Source organism: Geothermobacter ehrlichii, from assembly GCF_008124615.1.
GTDB classification, from domain to species: Bacteria; Desulfobacterota; Desulfuromonadia; order Desulfuromonadales; family Geothermobacteraceae; genus Geothermobacter; species Geothermobacter ehrlichii.
This window is the reverse complement of sequence record NZ_VNIB01000006.1, coordinates 206640-228767: the sequence shown is the minus strand read 5'-3', so window position 1 is coordinate 228767 and position 22128 is coordinate 206640. Positions and strand designations below refer to the sequence as shown.

The window sequence follows — 22128 nt, the reverse complement described above, 5'->3', positions numbered from 1 at the left end:
AGGGAAGGCAAGCTGGTCGAGACCACCTACGAGCTGCTCGGCTTTGCGCAGCAGCTCGGCTGCGAGGCCGAACTCTTTCTGGTCGGCTCCGAAGACGACCTGCCGCAGAGCGGCGGCAAGGTCTACCTGGCCGACGCCGCGGCCTGCGGCGAATACAACCCGGCGCTGCACAAGCAGCTGATTCTGCAGGCGGTGGAGAAGAGCGGCGCCGACACCGTGGTGCTGATGCACTCGGCCTACGGCTGGGATCTGGCACCGCGGCTCGCCCTGGCGCTGGAAGCGGCGCAGATATCCGAGGTCGTTGAACTGAAGGACGGGGCCCTGGTGGTTCCGGCGTGCAACGCCAAGCTGCGCCGCCAGGTCAAGGCGGCGACGGGCAGGCAGGTGATCACCCTCCAGGCCGGCGCCTTCGCCCCGGCCGAAGCCGCCGGCGCGCCGACGGTCGAGAAGCTCGATGCGAGCGGCGAGGCGCAGAGCGAATTTCTCGGCTACGAGCAGGCCGAGGCCGGCGAGGTCGACCTGAGCAAGGCCGAGGTGATCGTCAGCGCCGGACGCGGCATCGGCAAGCCGGAGAACGTGGAGATGATCGCTGCTTTAGCCAAGGCGCTCGGCGGCGAGTACGCGGCCAGTCGTCCGGTGGTCGATGCCGGCTGGGTTCCGCATGACCGTCAGGTGGGGACCACCGGGCAGACGGTGTCGCCGAAGCTGTACGTGGCATGCGGCATATCGGGGGCGATCCAGCACCTGGCGGGGATGAAGAAATCGGACTTCATCCTGGCGATCAACACCGACCCTGAAGCGCCGATCGGCGAGGTGGCGGACGTTCTGGTGGTGGCGGACGTCAAGCAGTTTGTGCCGGCGCTGACGGAGAAGCTGGCGGGGTGAAATTGAAAGACGGTCAAAGGCCAAAGGCTGAAGGGTTCTCCCGGGCCTTTCGCCTTGGCCCCTGGCCGAATTTACATTTTCAAGCGAGGAGGCAGACATGGCAATCAAGCGGATCATGGTCATCGGGGCCGGGCAGATGGGAGGGGGCATCGCCCAGGTCGCCGCGCAAACCGGCTTCGAGGTGGTGCTCAACGACATCGACCGGGCCTTTATCGACAAGCGCCTGGCGTTCATCGGCGGCCTGCTCGACAAGAACGTCGCCAAGGGGAGGATGACGGAGGAGGACAAGGCGGCGACCCTGGCGCGGCTGATCCCTTCGACCGACCTGAAGGATGCGGCCGATGTCGATTTCGTCGTCGAGGCGGCGACCGAGAACCTGGCCGTCAAGGAGAAGATTTTCCGCATCCTCGACGAGGTGGCCCGCCCCGACGTCATTCTGGCCAGTAACACCTCTTCGCTGCCGATCACCGAACTGGCGGCAGTGACCGGCCGGCCGGAGCTGGTGATCGGCATGCACTTCATGAATCCGGTGCCGGTGATGAAGCTGGTCGAGGTGATTCGCGGCATTGCCACCAGCGACGCGACCTACGCGACCGTCAAGGAACTGGCGGAAACCATGGGCAAGGTGCCGGTCGAGGTCAATGACTATCCCGGTTTCATCTCCAACCGCGTGCTGATGCCGATGATCAACGAGGCGATCTACTGCGTCTACGAAGGGGTGGCGGAGCCCGAAGCCATCGATACGGTGATGAAGCTGGGGATGAATCATCCCATGGGCCCGCTGACCCTGGCCGATTTCATCGGTCTCGATACCTGTCTGGCGATCATGGAAGTTCTCTATGAAGGGTTCGCCGACAGCAAGTACCGGCCCTGCCCGTTGCTGCGCAAGATGGTCAAGGCCGGTTGGCTCGGCCGCAAGAGCGGCAAGGGTTTCTTCGACTACAGCTCCTGACAGGGGAGGACGACATGGCCTATCGGAACATTCTGGTCCATCTCGACCAGTGCGAGCGCAGCGGCTACCGGTTTGGACTGGCCCTGGAACTGGCCCGGCGGCAGGGAGCGCGCCTGAGCGTCTATTACGCAACGCCTTTTCCGTTTGTCGGACAGGAGCCGGAAAAGAGGCTGCGGGCGGACCTGCTTGCCGACTGCCGGCATCGGGCGGAGCAGGTGGGTGTCGAGCTGGCCTGGTGCGATGACGCGGAAACGCTGGTCCACCAGCCGCTGCCGGTCCGCCTCAACTACCAGGCCTTCTTCGCCGACCTGACCCTGATCGGCCAGCCTGCGCCGGGGACCGGCTCGGCGTCTGCTGCGCTGAAGGATCTGCCGGAAAAGCTGATCTTCAGTACTGGACGTCCCGTGCTGACCGTCCCCTACGTCGGCGAGTTCGAGCGCCTGGGCTCCCGCATCATGGTGGCCTGGCGTTCGGGCCGGGCGTCGGCCCGGGCGTTGCTCGACGCCCTGCCGCTGATGCGGCAGGCCGAGTCGGTGCATCTGCTCACCTTCATCACCAGCCGTGGCGAGCAGGGACTGGCCGGCGAAACCCTCGACCGGCTCGGGAGCTACCTGAAATGTCACGGTATCGCTGCCGAGACGGAAACCCGGCTGATTCAGGATATCGGTTTCGGCGACGCCCTGCTCAACCGGGTGACCGACGAAGGGATCGACCTGCTGGTGGCCGGCGGCCCGCTGCCGGCGGCGCCGGCTCCCATGGCCGGGCAGCTGCTCAAGGAGATGACGGTGCCGGTGTTGATGTCGAGCTAGTTTCAGCCATCAAGCGGCCCTTTTCCGCAATCTCGACGTCAGGCCGCGAAATGGCTTGTGCGGCGCAGACAGCAACTATGCCTCCGCGCCATTTCCCGGTTTCCTTGACTTTGCGAAAAATGACGCGCTTCCTGGCCGAAACCAGAAGGAAAATCACGATTTTAAATTTTTGACGGGGGAATCCATGAATTTCGAAAACCTGTTGTACGAAGTCAGCGACGGCATCGCCACGGTGACCGTCAACCGGCCCAAGGCGCTCAACGCACTCAACGCGGCGACGCTGAAGGAGCTGATCAACTGTTTCGCCGCCATTCGCGACGACGAGGCGGTGAAGGTGGTAATCCTGACCGGCGGCGGAGAGAAGGCCTTTGTCGCCGGCGCCGATATCGCCGAGATGCAGTCGCTTGATGCCGTTGAGGCGAGCCGGTTCGCCCGGCTCGGGCACGAGCTGGCGGCGGCCGTCGAGGAGCTGCCCAAGCCGGTGATCGCGGCGGTCAACGGCTACGCTCTGGGTGGTGGCTGCGAGTTGGCCCTGTGTTGCGACATCCGGCTGGCAGCCGAAAACGCCCAGTTCGGTCAGCCGGAGGTCAATCTCGGCGTCATTCCGGGCTTCGGCGGCACCCAGCGGCTGGCGCGGCTGATCGGCAAGGGGCTGGCCAGCGAACTGATCATGACCGGCGACATGATCGATGCCGCCGAGGCGCATCGCATCGGCCTGGTCAACAAGGTCTTCCCCGCTGCCGACCTGATGACGGCGGCCCGCAAGATGGCCGGCAAGATCGCCTCCAAGGGGCTGGTCGCCGTCGGTTTCGCCAAGGCCGCGCTGCGCGACGGGTTGGAGATGGATCTGGCCCGGGCCTGCAACCTGGAAGCCGACCTGTTCGGGCTCTGTTTCGCCACCGCCGACCAGAAGGAAGGGATGCAGGCCTTTCTGGAGAAGCGTCCGGCGAAGTTTGTAGGTAAATAAGGCCTGGGGCGTCAGGCACCGGGCTCTGGGAAAACGGCTTTCCTGTCGGTTTTGATTTGTCCGGCGCCCATCGCCCGGTGCCTCATGCCAGCAACGGAGTTGCCATGAATCTCGATCTCAACGAAGAACAGAAACTGATTCAGCAGACCGCGAAGGAATTCGCCGAGGCCGAGCTGGCGCCGGTGGCGGCGGAGCTGGACCGGGGCGGGGATTCGCAGGTTTTTCTCGACAACCTGCGCAAACTGGCCGAGCTCGGCTTCATGGGGCTGAACGTGCGCGAGGAGTACGGCGGCGCCGGGGCGGGCGTGGTCGCCTTCTCCGTCGCCCTGACCGAGATTGCCCGCGCCTGCGCCTCGACCGCGGTGACCGTGTCGGTCAACAACATGGTCTGCGAGGTGATCCAGGCGGTCGGCAGCGAGGAGCAGCGGCAGAACTACATCCCGCGCATCTGTTCCGGGGAGTATCCTGCCGGCGCCTTCGCCCTGACCGAGGCCGGCGCCGGCTCCGATCCGGCGGCGATGACCACCAGCGCCGTTTTGGATGGTGACCACTGGGTGCTGAACGGCAGCAAGATCTTCATCACCAGCGCGCCCTATGCCGGGGTGTTCGTGGTCTGGGCGGTGACCGACCGGGAAGCGCCCAAGGGCAAGGGGATCAGCTGCTTTCTGGTAGAGCGGGACACTCCCGGGCTGAGCATCGGCAAGCGGGAAGAGAAGATGGGACAGCACGCTTCGGCGACCAACGAGGTGATCTTCAGTGACTGCCGGATTCCGCGCGATGCGCTGATGGGTCGGCTGAACGACGGTTTCCGGGTCGCCGTCGGCGAGCTGGCCGGCGGTCGCATCGGCATCGGTTCCCTGGCGCTCGGCGTCGGCCTGGCGGCCATGGACTGCGCCACCCGCCATGCCCTGGAACGCAAGCAGTTCGGGCACAAGCTGGCTGATTTCCAGGCCATCCAGTGGAAGATCGCCGATTGCTACACCGATCTCGAGGCCTCGCGGCTGCTGCTGATGAACGCCGCCTTCCAGAAGGAGCAGGGGCGCTCCTACGCCCGGGCGGCGTCGATGGCCAAGCTGTTCGCCACCGAAACCGCCAACCGGGCCTGCTACGAGGCGTTGCAGATTCACGGCGGCTACGGCTACACCAGTGAATATCCCGTTGAACGCTACGCCCGCGACGCCCGCATTACTACCATCTACGAAGGCACCAGCGAGATCCAGCGCCTGATCATCGCCCGGGATATTTTGCGCAGTTTTAGCTAGGAACGGCAAGAGATCTGCCACCAAGACACCAAGAGCACCAAGATTTAACGTAGAGGTGGAGAGTTGCTGAGTTGGAGAGAAGTTCAAAGCTGGAGGTTGGAAATCTGGCTTTGACTTTCTTGGTGTCCTTCGTGACTTGGTGGCTGCATAGTTTTTTTTTCAACCAGCAACAGGAGGAACAGATGAAATTCGAACTGACCGAAGAACAGAACCTGATCCGGCAGGCCGTGCGCGAGTTTGCCGAAAAGGAGGTCGCGCCGGGAGCCGCCGAGCGCGACGAAAGCGAAACCTTCGATCGGGTGCTGATGTACGACAAGCTCGGCGAACTGGGCCTGACCGGCATCGTTTTTCCTGAGGAATACGGCGGCGCCGGTGCCGACTATATCAGCTACGCCATCGCCGTCGAGGAGCTGTCCCGGGTTTGCGCCTCGACCGGGGTGACCCTGTCGGCGCATCTTTCCCTCGGCGCCAACCCGATCTACCTGTTCGGCACCGAAGAGCAGAAGAAGAAGTACCTGACGCCGCTGGCCTCCGGAGAAAAGATGGGCGGTTTCGCCCTGACCGAGCCCGAGGCCGGCTCCGACGCCGGCGGCACCCGGACCACGGCGGTGCGTGACGGTGACGCCTGGGTGCTGAACGGCACCAAGATCTTCTGCACCAACGGCGGCGAGGCCGAGACCTACATCGTCTTCGCCCGCACCGACAGGGAGGCGCAGAAACATCACGGTATCAGCGCCTTCATCGTCGAGAAGGACACTCCCGGCTTCACCTTCGGCAAGAAGGAGGCGAAGCTGGGCATCCGCTCCTCGCCGACCCGCGAGCTGATCTTCGACAACTGCCGCATCCCGGCCGAAAATCTGCTCGGGGAAGAGGGGCAGGGCTTCAAGATCGCCATGAAGACCCTGGACGGCGGCCGCATCGGCATCGCCGCCCAGGCCATCGGAATCGCCCAGGGAGCTTTCGATGCCGCCCTGGCCTACGCCAAGGAGCGCAAGCAGTTCAACCAGCCCATCGCCAGCTTCCAGGGCGTGCAGTTCAAGCTCGCCGACATGGCGACGGAGATCGAGGCCGCCAGGCTGCTGGTCTACCAGGCGGCCTACAGGGCCAGCGCCGGACTTCCCTACGGCAAGGAGTCGGCCATGGCCAAGATGTACGCCTCGGATGTGGCGATGAAAGTCACCACCGAAGCGGTGCAGATTCATGGCGGCTACGGATATACCCGCGATTTTCCGGTCGAGCGGATGATGCGCGACGCCAAGATCACCCAGATCTACGAAGGGACCAACGAGGTGCAGCGGATCGTCATCGGTGCCGCCCTCACCCGCTAGCATGCGGAATTCGGCGGCCGGACGCTGGAAGCTTCCACGGCCGGCCGCCGGCCCCGCGACAGCCTGCCGGTTGCGGGGTCAACGGGCGTAGACAGCTGTCATGAAAGGGTCGTCTCCATTCGTTGACACCCCGCGCTTTCCAACTCCGGCCCACTTTGGCTGGACGCAACATGTTCAGTGATTTCAGGAGATTGCGAGGAGGGAGAAAACAGGGAACGCTCCGTGGAAACTGGCACCCGACTTGCTCTTCTGGGTTTCGACGGACCTTTTTGACGAGGAGTGGACAATGGCCACCATCACTTATCCCGGACTCAGTTTCGATCTGGACGAGACGGCGGTTCTGCTCAGGGATACGGTCAGGGATTTCGCCGCCGCCGAAATCGCCCCCCGGGCCGCCGACATCGACCGGGAGAACAACTTTCCCGCCGATCTGTGGCGCAAGATGGGCGATCTCGGGCTGCTCGGCATCACGGTCAGCGAGGAGTACGGCGGCGCCGGCATGAGCTATCTGCATCATGTCATCGCCATGGAAGAGCTGAGCCGCGCTTCGGCGGCGATCGCCCTTTCCTACGGAGCTCATTCCAATCTCTGCATCAACCAGATCTTCCGCAACGGCAACGAGGAGCAGAAGCGGAAATACCTGCCGAAACTGATCAGCGGCGAGCATGTCGGCGCCCTGGCCATGAGCGAGCCCGGAGCCGGCTCGGACGTGGTCAGCATGCGCCTGCGGGCCGACCGTGAAGGGAACGGCTACGTGCTCAACGGCAACAAGATGTGGATCACCAACGGTCCGGACGCCGACGTGCTGGTGGTCTACGCCAAGACCGATCCCGAGGCCGGACCGCGCGGCATCACCACCTTTCTGATCGAAAAGGGTTTCGCCGGCTTCTCCACCGCCCAGAAGCTCGACAAGCTCGGCATGCGCGGCTCCAACACCTGCGAGCTGGTTTTCGAGGACTGTTTCGTGCCCGAGGAGAACGTTCTCGGCGAGGTCAACGGCGGCGTCAAGGTGCTGATGAGCGGCCTCGACTACGAGCGGATCGTCCTGGCCGGCGGCCCCCTGGGCATCATGGCCGCCTGTCTCGATGTCGTGCTTCCCTATGTGCACGACCGCAAGCAGTTTGGGCACGCCATCGGCGAATTTCAGCTGATCCAGGCCAAGCTGGCCGACATGTACACCAACTTCAATGCCTGCCGCGCCTACGTTTACACCGTGGCCCGCGAAGCGTCGCGCCGCCAGGGGCGCTCCCTGCGCAAGGATGCGGCCGGAGTGATCCTCTATGCCGCCGAGCGGGCCACCTGGATGGCGCTGGAGGCGATCCAGTGCCTGGGCGGCAACGGCTATATCAACGAATTCCCCACCGGTCGGCTGCTGCGCGACGCCAAGCTCTACGAAATCGGCGCCGGCACCAGCGAAATCCGCCGCATGCTGATCGGTCGGGAGCTGTTCGAAGAAACGAAATAGGCGAGGGGGCAAGGTTCTCAACGCAGAGACGCAGAGCTGCAGAGGGCGCAGAGAAAAGCCGAATCGCCCCTTGTATTCTCGGCGGTCTCTCCCTCTCTGCGTTAGGTAAAGGTTCCTCGCGTCTTAAACCGTGAAACATCCAGCCGTCGTCGGGAACGGACAAATCATGAGCATTCTGAAAAGTTCACTCCATTCGGGATCGGAGGAGTTTCATCGCAACGCCGAGGCGATGCGGGTCCTGGTCGAGGATTTGCGCGCCAAGGTGGCGCAGATCAAGCTGGGAGGTGGTGAGCGGGCCCGGGAAAAGCATCTCGCCCGCGGCAAGCTGCTGCCGCGCGACCGGATCCGCCGGCTGCTCGATGTCGGTTCGCCCTTTCTCGAACTGTCGCAGTTCGCGGCCTACGGCCTGTACGGCGGCGACGCTCCGGCGGCCGGGGTGATCACCGGCATCGGCCGGATCGAAGGGCAGGAATGCCTCATTGTCGCCAACGACGCCACGGTCAAGGGCGGGAGCTATCTGCCGCTGACCGTCAAGAAACACGTGCGGGCCCAGGAGATCGCCGAACAGAACAATCTGCCCTGTATCTACCTGGTCGATTCCGGCGGCGCCTTTCTGCCGCTGCAGGACGAGGTCTTTCCCGACCGCGACCATTTCGGCCGCATCTTCTACAACCAGGCGCGGATGTCGGCCAAGGGGATTCCTCAGATCGCCGTGGTCATGGGCTCCTGCACCGCCGGCGGCGCCTATGTCCCGGCGATGGCCGACGAGAGCATCATCGTCCGACGGCAGGGGACCATCTTTCTCGGCGGGCCGCCGCTGGTCAAGGCGGCGACCGGCGAGGTGGTCAGCGCCGAGGAGCTCGGCGGTGCCGACGTTCACTGTCGCACCTCGGGGGTGACCGACCACTACGCGGCCGACGACGCCCATGCGCTGGCCCTGGCGCGCAGCGTGGTCGCCAATCTCAACCGTCGCAAACAGATCCCGCTTGCCTTGCGTGAGCCGCGCGATCCTCTTTACCCGGCGGAGGAACTCTACGGGGTGATTCCCGCCGACAACCGCAAGCCCTACGATGTGCGCGAGGTGATCGCCCGCATCGTCGATGGCAGCGAGTTCAACGAGTTCAAGAAGCTCTACGGCGAAACCCTGGTCTGTGGCTTCGCCCATATTTTCGGCTATCCGGTCGGCATCGTCGCCAACAACGGCATCCTTTTTTCCGAGTCGGCGATGAAGGGAGCGCATTTCATCGAGCTCTGCGCCCAGCGCGGCATCCCCCTGATCTTTCTGCAGAACATCACCGGCTTCATGGTCGGCAGCAAGTACGAGCAGGGTGGCATCGCCAAGGACGGCGCCAAGATGGTAACCGCCGTCGCCTGCGCCGATGTTCCCAAGTTCACCGTCATCATCGGTGGCTCCTACGGCGCCGGCAATTACGGCATGTGTGGCCGGGCCTATTCGCCCCGCTTCCTCTGGATGTGGCCCAACGCCCGGATTTCGGTGATGGGCGGCGAACAGGCGGCGGCGGTGCTCGCCCAGGTCAAGCGGGACGGACTGGAGGCGCGCGGCGAAAGCTGGAGCGTCGAAGAAGAGGAGGAGTTCAAGCGCCCGATCCGCGAGCGCTACGAAACCCAGGGACATCCCTACTACGCCAGCGCCCGTCTCTGGGATGACGGCATCATTGATCCGGCCGATACCCGTATGGTGCTGGGGCTGGGGATTTCCGCCGCCTTCAACGCGCCGGTCAGAAAGACGACCTTCGGGGTGTTCCGGATGTAGAAAACGAAAAGCGACGTTTCAACGGAGAGGCGCAGAGAGACGGAGGCCTGAGAGTTGTCCGGGAGAAGGCAATCTCCCCCTCCCGGGAAAGTTTCTCCCGGCGACACTTCCGTTGGGGAGCTTTTCAGAAAGTGGGGAACCATGGCCAATGACCATCTGCTGACAACCATCGACGGGGAGGGGCGCGCCACTCTCACCCTCAACCGTCCGAAGCTGCACAACGCCTTTGACGACGCCCTGATCGCCGAGATGACGACGGCGTTGCGGCGGCTGGCGATCGACCCCGCTGTCCGGGTGGTCTGCCTGGCCGCCGCCGGCAAGAGCTTTTCCGCCGGGGCCGACCTGGCCTGGATGCGGCGCATGGCGGATTATACCTACGAGGAGAATGTCGCCGATGCCATGGCCCTGGCCGAACTGATGACCACCCTCGATACGCTGCCGAAACCGACCATCGCCCTGGTGCAGGGCGCGGCCTACGGCGGCGGCGTTGGACTGGTGGCGGCCTGCGACATGGTGCTGGCGACACCGGAGGCCCGGTTCTGCCTTTCGGAAGTGAAGCTGGGACTGATTCCGGCCGTCATCTCCCCCTATGTCGTCAGGGCCATCGGCTCCCGCGCCGCCCGGCGCTACTTTGTCAGCGCCGAACTGTTCGATGCCGACGAGGCCTGCCGGCTCGGGCTGGTTCACAGGATTGTCCCTGCCTTTCGTTTGCAGAGCGAGGCCGACCACCTGGTGCGGCAGCTGCTGAAAAACGGTCCGCAGGCGATGGCCGCGGCCAAGAAGCTGGTGCGCGACGTGGCCGACCGGCCGATCGACGAGGCGCTGATCGCCGAAACCGCCGCGCGCATCGCCGCAACGCGGGCCGGCGACGAAGGGCGGGAAGGGCTGGCCGCCTTTCTGGAAAAACGCCGGCCGAGCTGGTGCCGAGGCGACGCTTCTGACTCCTGAATCCTGACTTGAGGTCACAATCTTATGTTCGATTCCGTACTGATCGCCAACCGTGGTGAAATCGCCTGCCGGATCATCCGCACCGCCAGGAAGCTCGGGTTGCGGACGATCGCCGTCTATTCCGATGCCGATCGTGATGCGCTGCACGTTTCCCTGGCCGACGAGGCCTGGCATATCGGCCCCGCCCCGGCGGCCGAGAGCTATCTGGTCATCGAGCGGCTGCTCGATGTGGCGCGGCGCAGCGGTGCCGAGGCGGTGCATCCCGGCTATGGATTTCTGGCCGAAAACGCCGCTTTTGCCGAAGCCTGCCAAAAGGCCGGGCTGGTCTTTGTCGGCCCGCCGGTCGAGGCGATCCGGGCGATGGGTGACAAGGGAGCCGCCAAGGCGATCATGGCCGAAGCGGGCGTGCCCCTGGTGCCGGGATACCACGGTGAAGGTCAGGATATCCCCACCCTGAGCGGAGCCGCCGGCAGCATCGGCTTTCCCCTGCTGGTCAAGGCGACCGCCGGCGGAGGCGGCAAGGGGATGCGGGTCGTGCGGAGCGCCGACGAGCTGGAGCCGGCTCTGTTGGCGGCGCGGCGCGAGGCGGCTGCCGCCTTCGGGGATGATCGCCTGCTTCTCGAACGCTACCTGGAGCGGCCGCGCCATGTCGAGATCCAGGTCTTCGCCGACAGCCACGGAAACGTGCTGCACCTGTTCGAGCGCGACTGTTCGGTTCAGCGCCGGCACCAGAAGATCATCGAGGAGGCCCCGGCGCCGGGCCTCGACGAGAAGACCCGCCAGGCGATGGGCGAGGCGGCGGTGCGGGCCGCCCGCGCCATCGGCTATGTCGGCGCCGGAACGGTCGAGTTTCTGCTCGACATCGATGGAGCCTTCTACTTCATGGAGATGAACACCCGGCTGCAGGTGGAGCACCCGGTGACCGAAATGATCACCGGCCAGGACCTGGTCGCCTGGCAGCTTGCCGTCGCCGCCGGCGAGCCGCTGCCCCTGCGACAGGAGGACCTGGCGGTCGACGGTCACGCCATCGAGGTGCGCATCTATGCCGAAGACCCGTCCCGCGATTTCCTTCCCAGCATCGGCCGGCTCGAGCATCTGCTTTTTCCGGCCGAGGACGCCCGTCTGCGGGTCGACACCGGCGTGCGGGCAGGGGATGAGGTCAGCATGCACTACGATCCGATGATCGCCAAGCTGATCGTCCACGACGTCGACCGGCCATCGGCCCTGCGGCGGTTGCGGCGCGCCCTCGAGCAGCTGGAGATTGTCGGCGTGACCACCAACGCCGGTTTTCTGGCCCGGGTCGCCGATCATCCCCTCTTCAACCGGGGCGCGGTCGATACCTGGTTCGTCGACAGCCACCGCGTCGAGCTGACCGAATCCGAGGCACAACTGTCGCCGGTCATGCCGGCGCTGGCCGCCCTCTTCCTGCTGCTGGAAAGACGGTCGCCGGTGGACGCCGCCGACCCCTGGTCGCCCTGGAACAGCACAACCGGCTGGCGGCTGAACAGTGACAACTACCACCCTCTGCTCCTTGGCTGGCAGGGGCGGGATATCGAGGTGGTCGCCCACTACCGCGACCGGGGTTTTCTGCTCGAATTCGACGGGAGCAGCCTGGAGGCGTCCGCCGAGCTCGACGAGAGCGGACTGCTGTGCGCGGTGATCGACGGCTGCCGCTACCGGGCCCGGGTGGTGCGTGATACCACGGGTGTCACCGTGATCGAGAGGGGGCGTACCGTACGCTTCGACCTGCATGACCCGCGGCTCGATGCGCTGGACGCGACGGCCGGTGGTGACCTGAGCGCTCCGATGCCCGGAAAGATCGTCAGCGTACTGGTCGAGGAAGGGGCCCGGGTCGAGCGGGGAGCACCGCTGATGGTTCTCGAGGCGATGAAGATGGAGCATACCATCACGGCGCCGGCGGACGGCGTGGTGTCCCGGCTGAATTATCAGGTCGGCGCCCAGGTCAGCGAGGGGGTCCCCCTGCTGGTTTTCGACGTCGAGGAAGGGGGGTAGGCCATGCAGTTGCCCAAGCGTGTCAAGATGGTCGAAGTCGGTCCGCGGGACGGGCTGCAGAACGAAGCGCAGGTGGTACCGGCCGAGATCAAGATCGGTCTGATCGACCGGCTCTCCCGCACCGGGCTGGCGGCGATCGAAGGTGGAAGTTTCGTTTCCCCCAAGTGGATGCCGCAGATGGCCGACACCGCCGAAGTGATGCGCGGCATCCGCCGGCAGCCGGGCGTCTGCTATCCGGTACTGGTGCCCAACCTGCGCGGCCTGAAGCGGGCCATCGAGGTTGGTGTCGAGGAAGTGGCGGTTTTCGGTGCCGCCTCCGAGACCTTTTCGCGCAAGAACATCAACTGCTCCATCGCCGAAAGTCTCGACCGCTTCGGCGAGGTCTGCGAAGAGGCCCGTAAGCATGGCCTGCGGGTGCGCGGCTATGTTTCCTGCACCCTCGGCTGTCCCTATGAGGGGGACGTCGATCCGGCCAACGTCGCCTGGGTCGCCGGCCGCATGATGGAGCTCGGGTGTTACGAGATCTCCCTCGGCGACACTATCGGCGTCGGCACTCCCGGCAAGGCCCAGACCATGATCGAGGCGGTGGCGGGCAAGGTCCAGATCGAGCGGCTGGCGGTGCATTTTCATGACACCTACGGGCAGGCGCTGGCCAATATCCTGGCGGCGCTGCAGATGGGAGTGTCGGTGGTTGACAGTTCCGTCGCCGGGCTCGGCGGCTGCAACTACGCGCCGGGTGCTTCGGGCAATGTCGCCAGCGAAGATCTGCTCTACATGCTCAAGGGCCTTGGCATCGAAACCGGCGTCGATCTCAACGCCCTGGTCGAGGCCGGTCGCTACATCTGCGCCGCGCTGGGGCGTCCTTCCGGCTCCCGGGTCGCCAAAGCGCTGGAAAGCTCCGGCGACCCGGCAACAACCCGTCACTGATCTTCTGAAGAGTGCGAGATGGCGGAAGGTTGAGCAGCAGGGGAAGTGAGGTTGCTTGCCCTGGGAGGGCAACGCTTCCTGTCCAGGGAAAATGCGAAGAACGAGGGACGGGCGACCGCCTTTTCATCGTGCTCACAAGGAGGCATGCCCCGTTGCCTGCGGGCGGTCCCAAGCGGAAAAGCCCCGCCGTGTGGCGGGGCTTCGTGTTTTTGTCGACCAACCGGAACTCAGTTGGTAGCCGCTTGGCGCCCGCTTTTCGATTGGGCGTATTCCCGCTTTTTGGCTTCGAGGACATACCATCCATGATGACGAGAGAGGATTTATCATATGAATTCCCCAAGACGGAAGCCGTCAATGGAATTTTGTGGCCGGAGATCGTCGTCTCCGTCTGCCGCCGGATTTTTTCTGCCGGCATGACTTGCAAGGCATCATTTTTGTGATAAAGACTCATATGTCGCCCCTTGGTTGTTGCACATGTGTCAGAAAAGTGGTTGTCGATCTTCCGGCCCCCTGCCACGGGCTGCGAGATTGGTGCTGATGGAATCCGGGGGCTCCCAGCTCATCCCAACAGCAACAAAGTAGCAAGGTTCCGCCGGTGAGCGGTCATGACGGTCGTCGTGTGCTGACGGTTGCAGAGATGCCGCCTGCGCTGCCGTTCGCACAATTTCTGGCAAGGAGGTGCTATGAAAAATTGTTCAAAGATCGTGGCCTTGTTGGTGGCTCTGCTGCTGGTCGGCGCGGCTTGCCAGGCTGTGGCAGCGACCCGGATCAAAGGACGCGCAAGTACCGAATTTGAATGGTTTGACAATGCCGACGAGGATACGGCCACGCCGGTCTACCAATACCTGCTGCTCAATGCCACCGACATTGCCGGCAGCGGTTGGACCTTCAGGGGGTATGGCCGTTTGGCGGATGATCTTTCCAACGAGTATGAGACCGATTCCGAACTCTATTACGCCTATCTGGAGAAACGGGGGCTGGGGAAGAAGAATCTCGACCTGAAACTCGGCCGGCAGTTTATCTCCACCAGTGCGGGAGCTTCGGTGATGGATGGCCTCTATCTCAAATACAACCATCTCGGTCCGGTTGATCTCGCTTTTTTTGGTGGCGGGGATGTCAAATTCGACGACAACTACAGTGCAGGCGACTTGATTGTTGGCGGCGAGATTTCGTCCGATCGCCTGGTGAACAACCTTTACGCCGAATTTTCCTATCTGCAAAAATGGGAGGACGAACAACTTGGTTATGAGTTGTTCGGGATCGATCTCGATTACAATCTTCCCAGTCTGATTCGTTTCTACAACGAGATCCAGTACAGCTACCTGACCGACGAAGTAACCTATTTTATTCTCGGAGCCAAGTACTATCGCAATCCGAAATGGTCTCTGCGGACCGAATATCTCTATTCTCTGCCGGTATTTTCTTCGACTTCAATTTACTCGGTTTTCGCCGTCGACGAATATCAGGAAGCCCTGTTTGAGTTCGATTACCTGATTCGCCGCGGCCTGAATGCCTTTGTTCGCTATACCCGTGAATTCTACGAGAGTGTTGACGACGCGAACGTCTTCGAAGCCGGCGTCGAAATGCGACGTACCGAAAAATTTTCCGGATACCTGATCGGGACTTATCGCAAGGATGATGACGGTCAGGATCTCAAGGGGATCAAGGCCCGTGTCGCCTATCTGTTCCATCAGAAATTCGAAGCCGGTGTCGGCGCGACGATCGATGTTCTCGAACGGCAAATCGGATTTCTCGGTGAGCAGTTCAATGACGAGGATGACACGACCAGTCAGCGCTACTGGGTCGATGCGACGGCGTACCTGACAAAAAGCATCAATCTCCAGGGCAAGTTCGAAGCCGTTAAGAGCGATTTGTGGGACAAATACTATCGGGGCCGTTTGCGCCTGAATTATCTCTTTTGAATAGAAGGAGCACGTCTATGGTTCGCACCTTGTTGATACTCTGCACGATTCTGGCTATCGCGCCCCCGGTACTGGCCATCACCTTCAACCATGCCGAGCACGACGGTTATGTAGAAGACAAGCCCTGTGCCACCTGCCACGTCGAGGAGGCGCAGAGCATCGTTCCCGACAAAGAAGTCTGCCTGCAATGCCATGATGAAGATTTCGCCGAAAGTGTCGACTATCCGAGTCTGACCAGTCACGGCCCCCTCTGGGCGTTTCAGCACCGGGCCCAGGCCAAGGGGGGGGCAATCGACTGTTCCCGGTGCCATGAACAGAACTTCTGTCTCGAATGCCACATCGATGGGCGCTCCGATGAGCAAGGGGAATTCGGCAACAACCTGGCCAATGTGCATCGAGGCGATTTTCAGGTCAGCCATCCGATCGCGGCGCGGACCGACCCGCAGTTGTGCAACAGCTGCCACGAAGCCAGGTTCTGTTCCGATTGCCATGATACCTTCAATCGTGCCGATCTGGCCTTTGCTTCTCACCGTCGAGCCTGGAGTGATCTGCAGACCAGCCCGTCGGGTCCCGCGCACCGATTTTTCGACGAGAGTCAGTGCCAGGGATGCCATCCCAACTCGATACTGCTTTCGCACGACTGGAGTGGCAGTCACGCCCGCGAGGCCCGCAAGAATCTGGCGACCTGTCAGGCCTGCCATCCGGAAGGAGATATCTGTCTGAAATGTCATAGCGCCAAGACAGGTCTTGGCATCAACCCCCATCCTGCTGACTGGGGCGATATCAAGGGACGGCTTGAACGCGCCAGCGACGGCAAGACCTGCCGCCGGTGCCATTGATAAATAGGGGTGCTCCAACCTAAAGAAATCAGGAGGATCACATGTCAAGAAAACTGATTGTATTGTTCGTGGCGACATTACTGGTTGCTCCCCTGTGGGGCTGTGGCAGCAACCGGGATTCCAGCGGCAGCGCGACCACGGCCACAAGCGATGAAGCCATCGTGCGGGCAACCGCCTATGTCGGTTCCGACCGCTGTGGCGGCTGCCATGCCACCAAACATGATGGATGGCTGGCAACGGCGCATACCAAAAAACTGCGAGATGGATCCCTCGAGGTCAATTACATCAATGATGTTGACAACAGCGGCCGTGCCGATTTCTTCGATGCGGTTCCGCTGGACCTGTCCACCACGGCCAATTTTGCCAAATTCGGCGCCAAGGCCCCGATTCTCGGTAGCGATCAGGGTGGGCCCTATGTCGAAATCGATGGCACCAAGTACTACATCCGCTATACCCTTGGCGGTTCTCCCAACATCAATGCCACGGACGGGGACACGAACAGCGATGGTCTGATTCTCAATGACGAAGCGCAGTGGAAGCAGCGCTACATCGTCCAGATCGGCAAGAGCCATTACATTCTGCCGATCCAGTACAATGCCCAGACCGGCGAGTATGTCACCTATGATGAGTCCAAGTGGTATGCCGACGATGGCGCGGGTGGCTATGTCGTGACACCGCCGGACAAGAATGACTCCTACGAAAGCCGTTGCGCCGGCTGCCATGTGACCGGTCTGACGGTCGCTCTGGACGGTGACGAATGGACCATGAGCTTTGTCGACAGCACGGTTGCCTGTGAAGCCTGTCATGGTCCCGGCGGCCGGCATGCCACCAGCCCGACCAAGGACAACATTGTCAATCCCGCGACCATGACCACCGACCAGGATCTGAATGGCGACGGCGTTGTGGATCAGATCGACAATCTGTACGTGCGTAACTACGTCTGTTACCAGTGCCACAGCCGCGGTTCAGGCAAATACACTGCCGGAGGCACGACCCTGGCCTATCCCAGCCGCGCCGGCGCCAATGGCGAGGCCCTGATGTATCTGCCGGGGCTGGACTGGAAGGACTACTACGATGTCACCGATGACGCCAGCAAATACTGGGGCGGAGCGCCGGGGACTGCGGACTTTGTCGCCTCCAAGAGCCATCACCAGCAGCAACAGGATTTTGATTACGGTCCGCATGCCGCCGACAAATCCTACGACCATGAGTGTTTCGTCTGCCATGACATGCATGATGCGAGCAACAAATCCATGGTTGTCACCGAGCTGGTCGAGGACGGCATCACGGTGCCGATTGACACCAGCAACCAGACAAATCCCAACGACAGCAGCAAACTCTGTCTGACCTGCCATGCGGGATTTGGCGATTTTGCCGCGCTGACGGTCGCCCAGGTGCGGAATGACCCGACCGCGGTGACGAATGCGGTGATCGACCATGCGAACGAAATGGCGGTCATGGGCCATAGCGATGCCAACTGCACCGATTGTCACATGCCCAAGACGGCCAAGTCCGCGATCAATGTTACCGATAGCGCCGGCAATGTGATCAGCGGCGATATCGCCGGCCACAGCCTGCGTATCGTCTGGCCGAGCCAGAGCGTCCAGTACCCCGGGCTGCCCAATTCGTGCAGCAACTGCCATAACGCCGATACGATCGCGACGGGTTCCAATCCGGTTCCAGGCACCGATCAGATTCTGGCCTGGGCCAAATCAGGGCACGGCGATGAAACCTCCGATGCCTGGAAGCACTACGACTGGGACGAGGGGGACGTGACCACAACCCCCGGCAGCCGCCAGGCCTGTCAGCGTTGCCACACGGCCACCGGTGCCATGAATTATCTGAGTGATCCGGCAAATTATGATCCGGCCGAGAATGAGTTCTTCCTCGGTCTAGGCAAGAATCAGGTGCTCTATTGCTATGGTTGCCATGACGGCAACGATACGAATGTCCACACGCCGGGAGCCATCGTCGCTGATTACAAGGATGCAACGGGGTCTTCGGTCGTTTTCCCGGATCTGGGCAATTCGAATGTCTGCGTCGCCTGTCACGCCGGACGCAGCAACGGCCAGTACATCAAGGACAATTTCACGACTCTGAGCCAGCAAAACTTTGGCAGCGCCAACTCCCATTACCTGGCGGCGGCCGGAATCCTTTACAAGACCATCGGCTATGAATATGCCGGCGCCGATTACGCAAATGTCGGCTTTGAGCACGATGAAATCGGCATTACCGCTCCGAACACCGGCACCGGTGGTCCCTGCGCCGGCTGTCATATGTACGACACCGGGGCTGGCGCCAATCATCGCTTCACACCTTTTGCCATCGATGCCAACGGGGATCCCATCGATGACACCCCGGCTGCTGTCTGTACGGCCTGCCACAACGGTGTGGACGAGGAAGCCTGGACGCAGGCGACGTTTGCCGCCCAGGCTGACGGGTATGCCGCGGCCATTGCGGCCCTGACCGCCGAACTGGAGAAAAAAGGAATCTACTACAACGCGGCCGCCTACCCCTACTTCTACAACACCAGTGACCCGGCCAGCCAGACCTTTGCCAATGCCTATGCCAGCTGGCCGGATGCGGACACCCTGGGGGCGGCGTTCAATCTGAACCTGCTCAACCGCGAACCCGGGGCCTTTGCCCACAATCACCTCTACGCCCAGCGGCTGATCTTTGACTCCATCGATTTCCTGGACAATGGCGTGCTGGATGGCACGATCGATCTCAGCGCCTATCCCGTAGCTGCAGAGTGGTATCAGGAGGATGGTGGCAATACGGCCGACGACAACGCGGTGATCAGACCGTAAACAAAATTATACGGATGATTCTTCGACGGGGCCCAGGATTGGGCCCCGTATTTTTTTGCGTGCGCCCGGCAGGGCGCACCCGGGGTCACCTCCGGGGGCTTTGACAAACCAGCTTTCTTGTCCGCCGCTCCAATCGGTTCAAGGATTATCGCAACGCGTTGTCATCAAGGGACTGCTGCTCGATTCTGTGTGCCGTCTGGCTCGTGGTGGACAGGGATTGGTTGCAGGCGATCGCTCCGGCTCTCGCCGAAGCTTGTATGAAGTGCATCATTCATCATTGCTGGCAGCCGGCTTTTTCGGACTTTGCCCGAACGGCAGAGTGAGCTCACTCCGGCGTCGCCCGGCCCAGCAGCTCCATCAGGTGCCGCACCTGCTGCGGCAGGCCGGCCTGTTTGACGCCCCAGGCGAGCTGCAGCTGGCAGCCAGGGTTGGCGGTGACCAGGTAGTCGGCGCCGGTGGCCCGGACGTTGTCCAGCTTGCGCTTGAGGATCTGCCGGCTGGCGTCGGTGAACTTCAGCCCCCAGGTGGCGGCGGAGCCGCAGCACCAGCTCGATTCGTTCATTTCGCGCAGCTCGACGCCGGGAATCGCCCGGAGCAGCTCGCGCGGCTGTTTTGAAATCCCCTGGGCGTGGCAGAGGTGGCAGGGCTCGTGGTAGGTGACACTGGCGCGGACCTCGCCGAGGCCGTCGGTGCGCAGTCCGGCTTCGGCGAGAAACTCGCTGATGTCGCGAACCCTGGCCCGGAACGTCTCCCGCCGGCCGGCGGGAACGGTCTCTGCGAGCAGCTCGTCGTATTCTTTCAGGATGGCGCCGCAGCCGGCGCAGTCGGTGACGATGGCGTCGACCTCTTCGGCCAGAAAGAGCTCGAGATTGTGCCGGGCCAGCCGGCGGGCGGTCTGCCGGTCGCCCTCGGCCAGGTGCGGCGCGCCGCAGCATCGGGTCGCCCTGGGGGTGATCACGTCGAAGCCCTGGTGGGCGAGCACCCGCACCGTCTGCCGGGAGACCTCGGGGTACAGCAGCGACATGACGCAGCCGAGAAAGAAGGCCACCCTGCCGCGTTTCCGGCCTCGCGCCGGGGTCAGTTCCGGCAGCCGGGGGCGCAGGGGCATTTCGAGTTTCGGCAGCATCCCTTCCGCCTTTTCCAGCCAGTCGGGGCCGAGCTTGAGAAGATGCGAATGCCGCACCAGCCACTGGATGCCGAGGCGCTGGTAGAGGCGGGCCGGCAGCATCGAGCCTTCCAGCCTCGCCGGGTCGGGCAGCATCCGCTCGAGGACGAAGCGGCGCAGCGTCGCCGACAGGTGACCGCCGGGAAAAGCGGAACGCGCCTGGCCGCGGCAGATCTCCATCACCTCGCCGGCCTTCACCCCGGAAGGGCAGGCGGTGGCGCAGGCGCGGCAGTCGAGGCAGAAGAAGCTTTCGTCCTTCAGCGCCTCGGTGAAGTCGAGCCGGCCCTCGTGAACCGCCCGCGCCAGGGCCACCCGGCCGCGCGGGCTGGAGCGCTCCCGGCCGGTGAGGGCGAAGGTCGGGCAGGTCGGCAGGCAGAAGCCGCAGCGCATGCACTGCAGCACCGACTCGTAGCTCGGGGCGTCATCGGCGGGGAAGTTGCTCTTTTTATTGTTCATGGTGATGTTGGCCTGTTCTTTTTGACTCGCGCAGAGATGCAAAGCCGCAGAGATGGTTTTATCGCGGTTTTCAGACTTTTCTTTGCGACTCTGCGTCTCTGCGCGAGGTTGAACGCCTACTCCTCCATAATAATCTTCCCCGGATTGAGCATCCCCCGCGGATCGAAGCTGTTCTTGATCCGCCGCATCACGGCGATGCCGGCCGGGCCGATCTGCCGGGCGAGGAACGCCTTCTTGGCGAGGCCGATGCCATGCTCGCCGGAGACGGTACCGCCCCAGGCGAGAACCTTCTCGTAGAGCTCCTCGTAGAAAGCGTGGGTCCGCTCCATCTCCCCGCGGTCGCGTTCGTCGCAGAGCACGGTCGGATGCAGGTTGCCGTCGCCGGCATGACCGAAGGTGCCGACCACAAGGCGGTATTTTTCGGCCAGCCGCTCGATTTCGGCGAAGGTGTCGGCCAGCTTCGAGCGGGGGACGGTAGCGTCCTCGAGGATGGTGGTCGGCGACTTGCGCGCCAGCGCCGACAGGGCGGTGCGCCGGGCGGCGGCCAGCGAGGCCGCTTCGTCGGCATCGGCGGCCAGCTTGATCTCCGCGGCGCCGGCCTGCTGCAGCACCGTGCGGACTGCCGTCGCCTCTTCCTCGACCGCCGCCGGATGGCCGTCGACCTCGATCAGCAGCAGGGCGGCCATCTCGAGCGGCAGGCCGATGCCGGCATGTTCCTCGACGCAGATCATGGTGGTGCGGTCCATGATTTCGAGGGTCGAGGGGATGATGCGGGCGGCGATGATCCGCGTCACCGCCTCGCCGGCTTTCGGCATGGTGTCGAAGTAGGCGAGCAGGGTCTTCTTGCTGCGCGGCGGCGGAATCAGGCGGACGGTGATTTGGCTGATGACGCCGAGAGTGCCTTCGGAGCCGACCAGCAGGTCCTTAAAAGCGTAGCCGGCGACATCCTTGACGTTCTTGCCGCCGGTGTCGATCACGCTGCCGTCAGGCAGCACGCACTGCAGGGCCATGACATAGTCGCGGGTAACGCCGTATTTCAGGCCGCGCAGCCCGCCGGCATTCTCCATCACGTTGCCGCCGAGGGTGGAAACCTTCTGCGAGCCGGGGTCGGGCGGGTAGAAGAGCCCCTTGGCCATCACCGCGTCGAACAGGTCGAGGGTGATCACGCCCGGTTCGACGGTGGCGGTCAGGTTGGCCTCGTCGATTTCCAGAATCCGGTTCATGCGGCCGAGACAGAGCACCATGCCGCCTTTGTGCGGCACGCTGCCGCCGGAGAGGCCGGTGCCGCTGCCGCGGGGGACGACGGCCAGGCCCTCGTCGCGGGCCACCTGCAGGGCGAACAGAAGCTCCTCGAGCCGGGTCGGGTAGACGGCGATATCGGGGAGGGCCGAAAGTCCGGGGGTGGCGTCGTAGCCGAGAGTCAGCAGGTCTTCCTTTTCGCTCAGGACATTCTTCCTGCCCAGTTTTTCGCTCAGGGCGGTGACGGCGGTCTGGGAAATCATGACGGACCTCCTGCCGGATTGGGGACGGGATGGCCTGTTTGACAAAAGGTCAGGCCAGAAAAAGCTAGACGTTTAGCGGCGGGACGGTCAAGGAAAAAGCGGCG

16 protein-coding genes are annotated in these 22128 nt (G+C 63.1%); 14 read left to right on the top strand and 2 right to left on the bottom strand.

Annotated elements, in window-relative coordinates; all coding sequences use genetic code 11:
- The 14 genes from EDC39_RS08615 to EDC39_RS08550 all read left to right on the top strand — a co-directional run.
- The coding region (locus EDC39_RS08615) for an electron transfer flavoprotein subunit alpha/FixB family protein (protein ID WP_148895973.1) at nt 1–885 on the top strand (885 nt) is incomplete at its 5' end.
- A 97-nt stretch (nt 886–982) separates the two neighbouring features.
- Nucleotides 983–1837, top strand: a complete 855-nt coding sequence (locus EDC39_RS08610; RefSeq protein WP_148895972.1) for a 3-hydroxybutyryl-CoA dehydrogenase — start codon at nt 983–985, stop codon at nt 1835–1837.
- Between the two features lie 14 nt (nt 1838–1851).
- Complete coding sequence (locus tag EDC39_RS08605) at nt 1852–2646, top strand: adenine nucleotide alpha hydrolase family protein (RefSeq protein WP_148895971.1); 795 nt, start codon at nt 1852–1854, stop codon at nt 2644–2646.
- Nucleotides 2647–2830: 184 nt separating this feature from the next.
- Entirely contained in the window at nt 2831–3613 is a 783-nt protein-coding gene (locus EDC39_RS08600) for an enoyl-CoA hydratase-related protein (protein ID WP_148895970.1), read from the top strand.
- 104 nt (nt 3614–3717) lie between these two features.
- Nucleotides 3718–4875, top strand: a complete 1158-nt coding sequence (locus tag EDC39_RS08595) for an acyl-CoA dehydrogenase family protein (RefSeq protein WP_148895969.1) — start codon at nt 3718–3720, stop codon at nt 4873–4875.
- 182 nt (nt 4876–5057) lie between these two features.
- The gene (locus EDC39_RS08590; protein ID WP_148895968.1) at nt 5058–6203 is read left to right on the top strand and encodes an acyl-CoA dehydrogenase; all 1146 of its coding nucleotides are present in this window, start codon (nt 5058–5060) and stop codon (nt 6201–6203) included.
- Between the two features lie 286 nt (nt 6204–6489).
- Nucleotides 6490–7668 carry an isovaleryl-CoA dehydrogenase gene (locus EDC39_RS08585; RefSeq protein ID WP_148895967.1) on the top strand — a complete coding sequence of 393 codons (1179 nt, stop codon included), beginning with the start codon at nt 6490–6492 and terminating at the stop codon, nt 7666–7668.
- 166 nt (nt 7669–7834) lie between these two features.
- Complete coding sequence (locus tag EDC39_RS08580) at nt 7835–9442, top strand: carboxyl transferase domain-containing protein (RefSeq protein ID WP_148895966.1); 1608 nt, start codon at nt 7835–7837, stop codon at nt 9440–9442.
- A gap of 141 nt (nt 9443–9583) precedes the next feature.
- On the top strand, nt 9584–10390 hold the full coding sequence (locus EDC39_RS08575; protein ID WP_148895965.1) for an enoyl-CoA hydratase/isomerase family protein: 807 nt from the start codon (nt 9584–9586) through the stop codon (nt 10388–10390).
- Between the two features lie 24 nt (nt 10391–10414).
- Nucleotides 10415–12403 (top strand): acetyl/propionyl/methylcrotonyl-CoA carboxylase subunit alpha, encoded by a 1989-nt coding sequence (locus EDC39_RS08570; protein WP_148895964.1) that lies wholly within the window; start codon nt 10415–10417, stop codon nt 12401–12403.
- A gap of 3 nt (nt 12404–12406) precedes the next feature.
- Complete coding sequence (locus EDC39_RS08565; protein ID WP_148895963.1) at nt 12407–13330, top strand: hydroxymethylglutaryl-CoA lyase; 924 nt, start codon at nt 12407–12409, stop codon at nt 13328–13330.
- Nucleotides 13331–14013: 683 nt separating this feature from the next.
- Nucleotides 14014–15252 carry a hypothetical protein gene (locus EDC39_RS08560; RefSeq protein WP_148895962.1) on the top strand — a complete coding sequence of 413 codons (1239 nt, stop codon included), beginning with the start codon at nt 14014–14016 and terminating at the stop codon, nt 15250–15252.
- 17 nt (nt 15253–15269) lie between these two features.
- Nucleotides 15270–16091 (top strand): cytochrome C, encoded by an 822-nt coding sequence (locus tag EDC39_RS08555; RefSeq protein ID WP_148895961.1) that lies wholly within the window; start codon nt 15270–15272, stop codon nt 16089–16091.
- 41 nt (nt 16092–16132) lie between these two features.
- The gene (locus EDC39_RS08550; RefSeq protein ID WP_148895960.1) at nt 16133–18901 is read left to right on the top strand and encodes a multiheme c-type cytochrome; all 2769 of its coding nucleotides are present in this window, start codon (nt 16133–16135) and stop codon (nt 18899–18901) included.
- Nucleotides 18902–19226: 325 nt separating this feature from the next.
- Here the strand turns inward: EDC39_RS08550 and EDC39_RS08545 are convergent, their stop codons facing one another.
- Both EDC39_RS08545 and EDC39_RS08540 read right to left on the bottom strand, forming a co-directional pair.
- Nucleotides 19227–20522, bottom strand: coding sequence for a (Fe-S)-binding protein (locus tag EDC39_RS08545; RefSeq protein ID WP_148895959.1), 1296 nt, complete (start codon nt 20520–20522; stop codon nt 19227–19229).
- Between the two features lie 116 nt (nt 20523–20638).
- On the bottom strand, nt 20639–22024 hold the full coding sequence (locus EDC39_RS08540) for an FAD-binding oxidoreductase (protein ID WP_148895958.1): 1386 nt from the start codon (nt 22022–22024) through the stop codon (nt 20639–20641).
- Between the last annotated feature and the right edge of the window lie 104 nt (nt 22025–22128).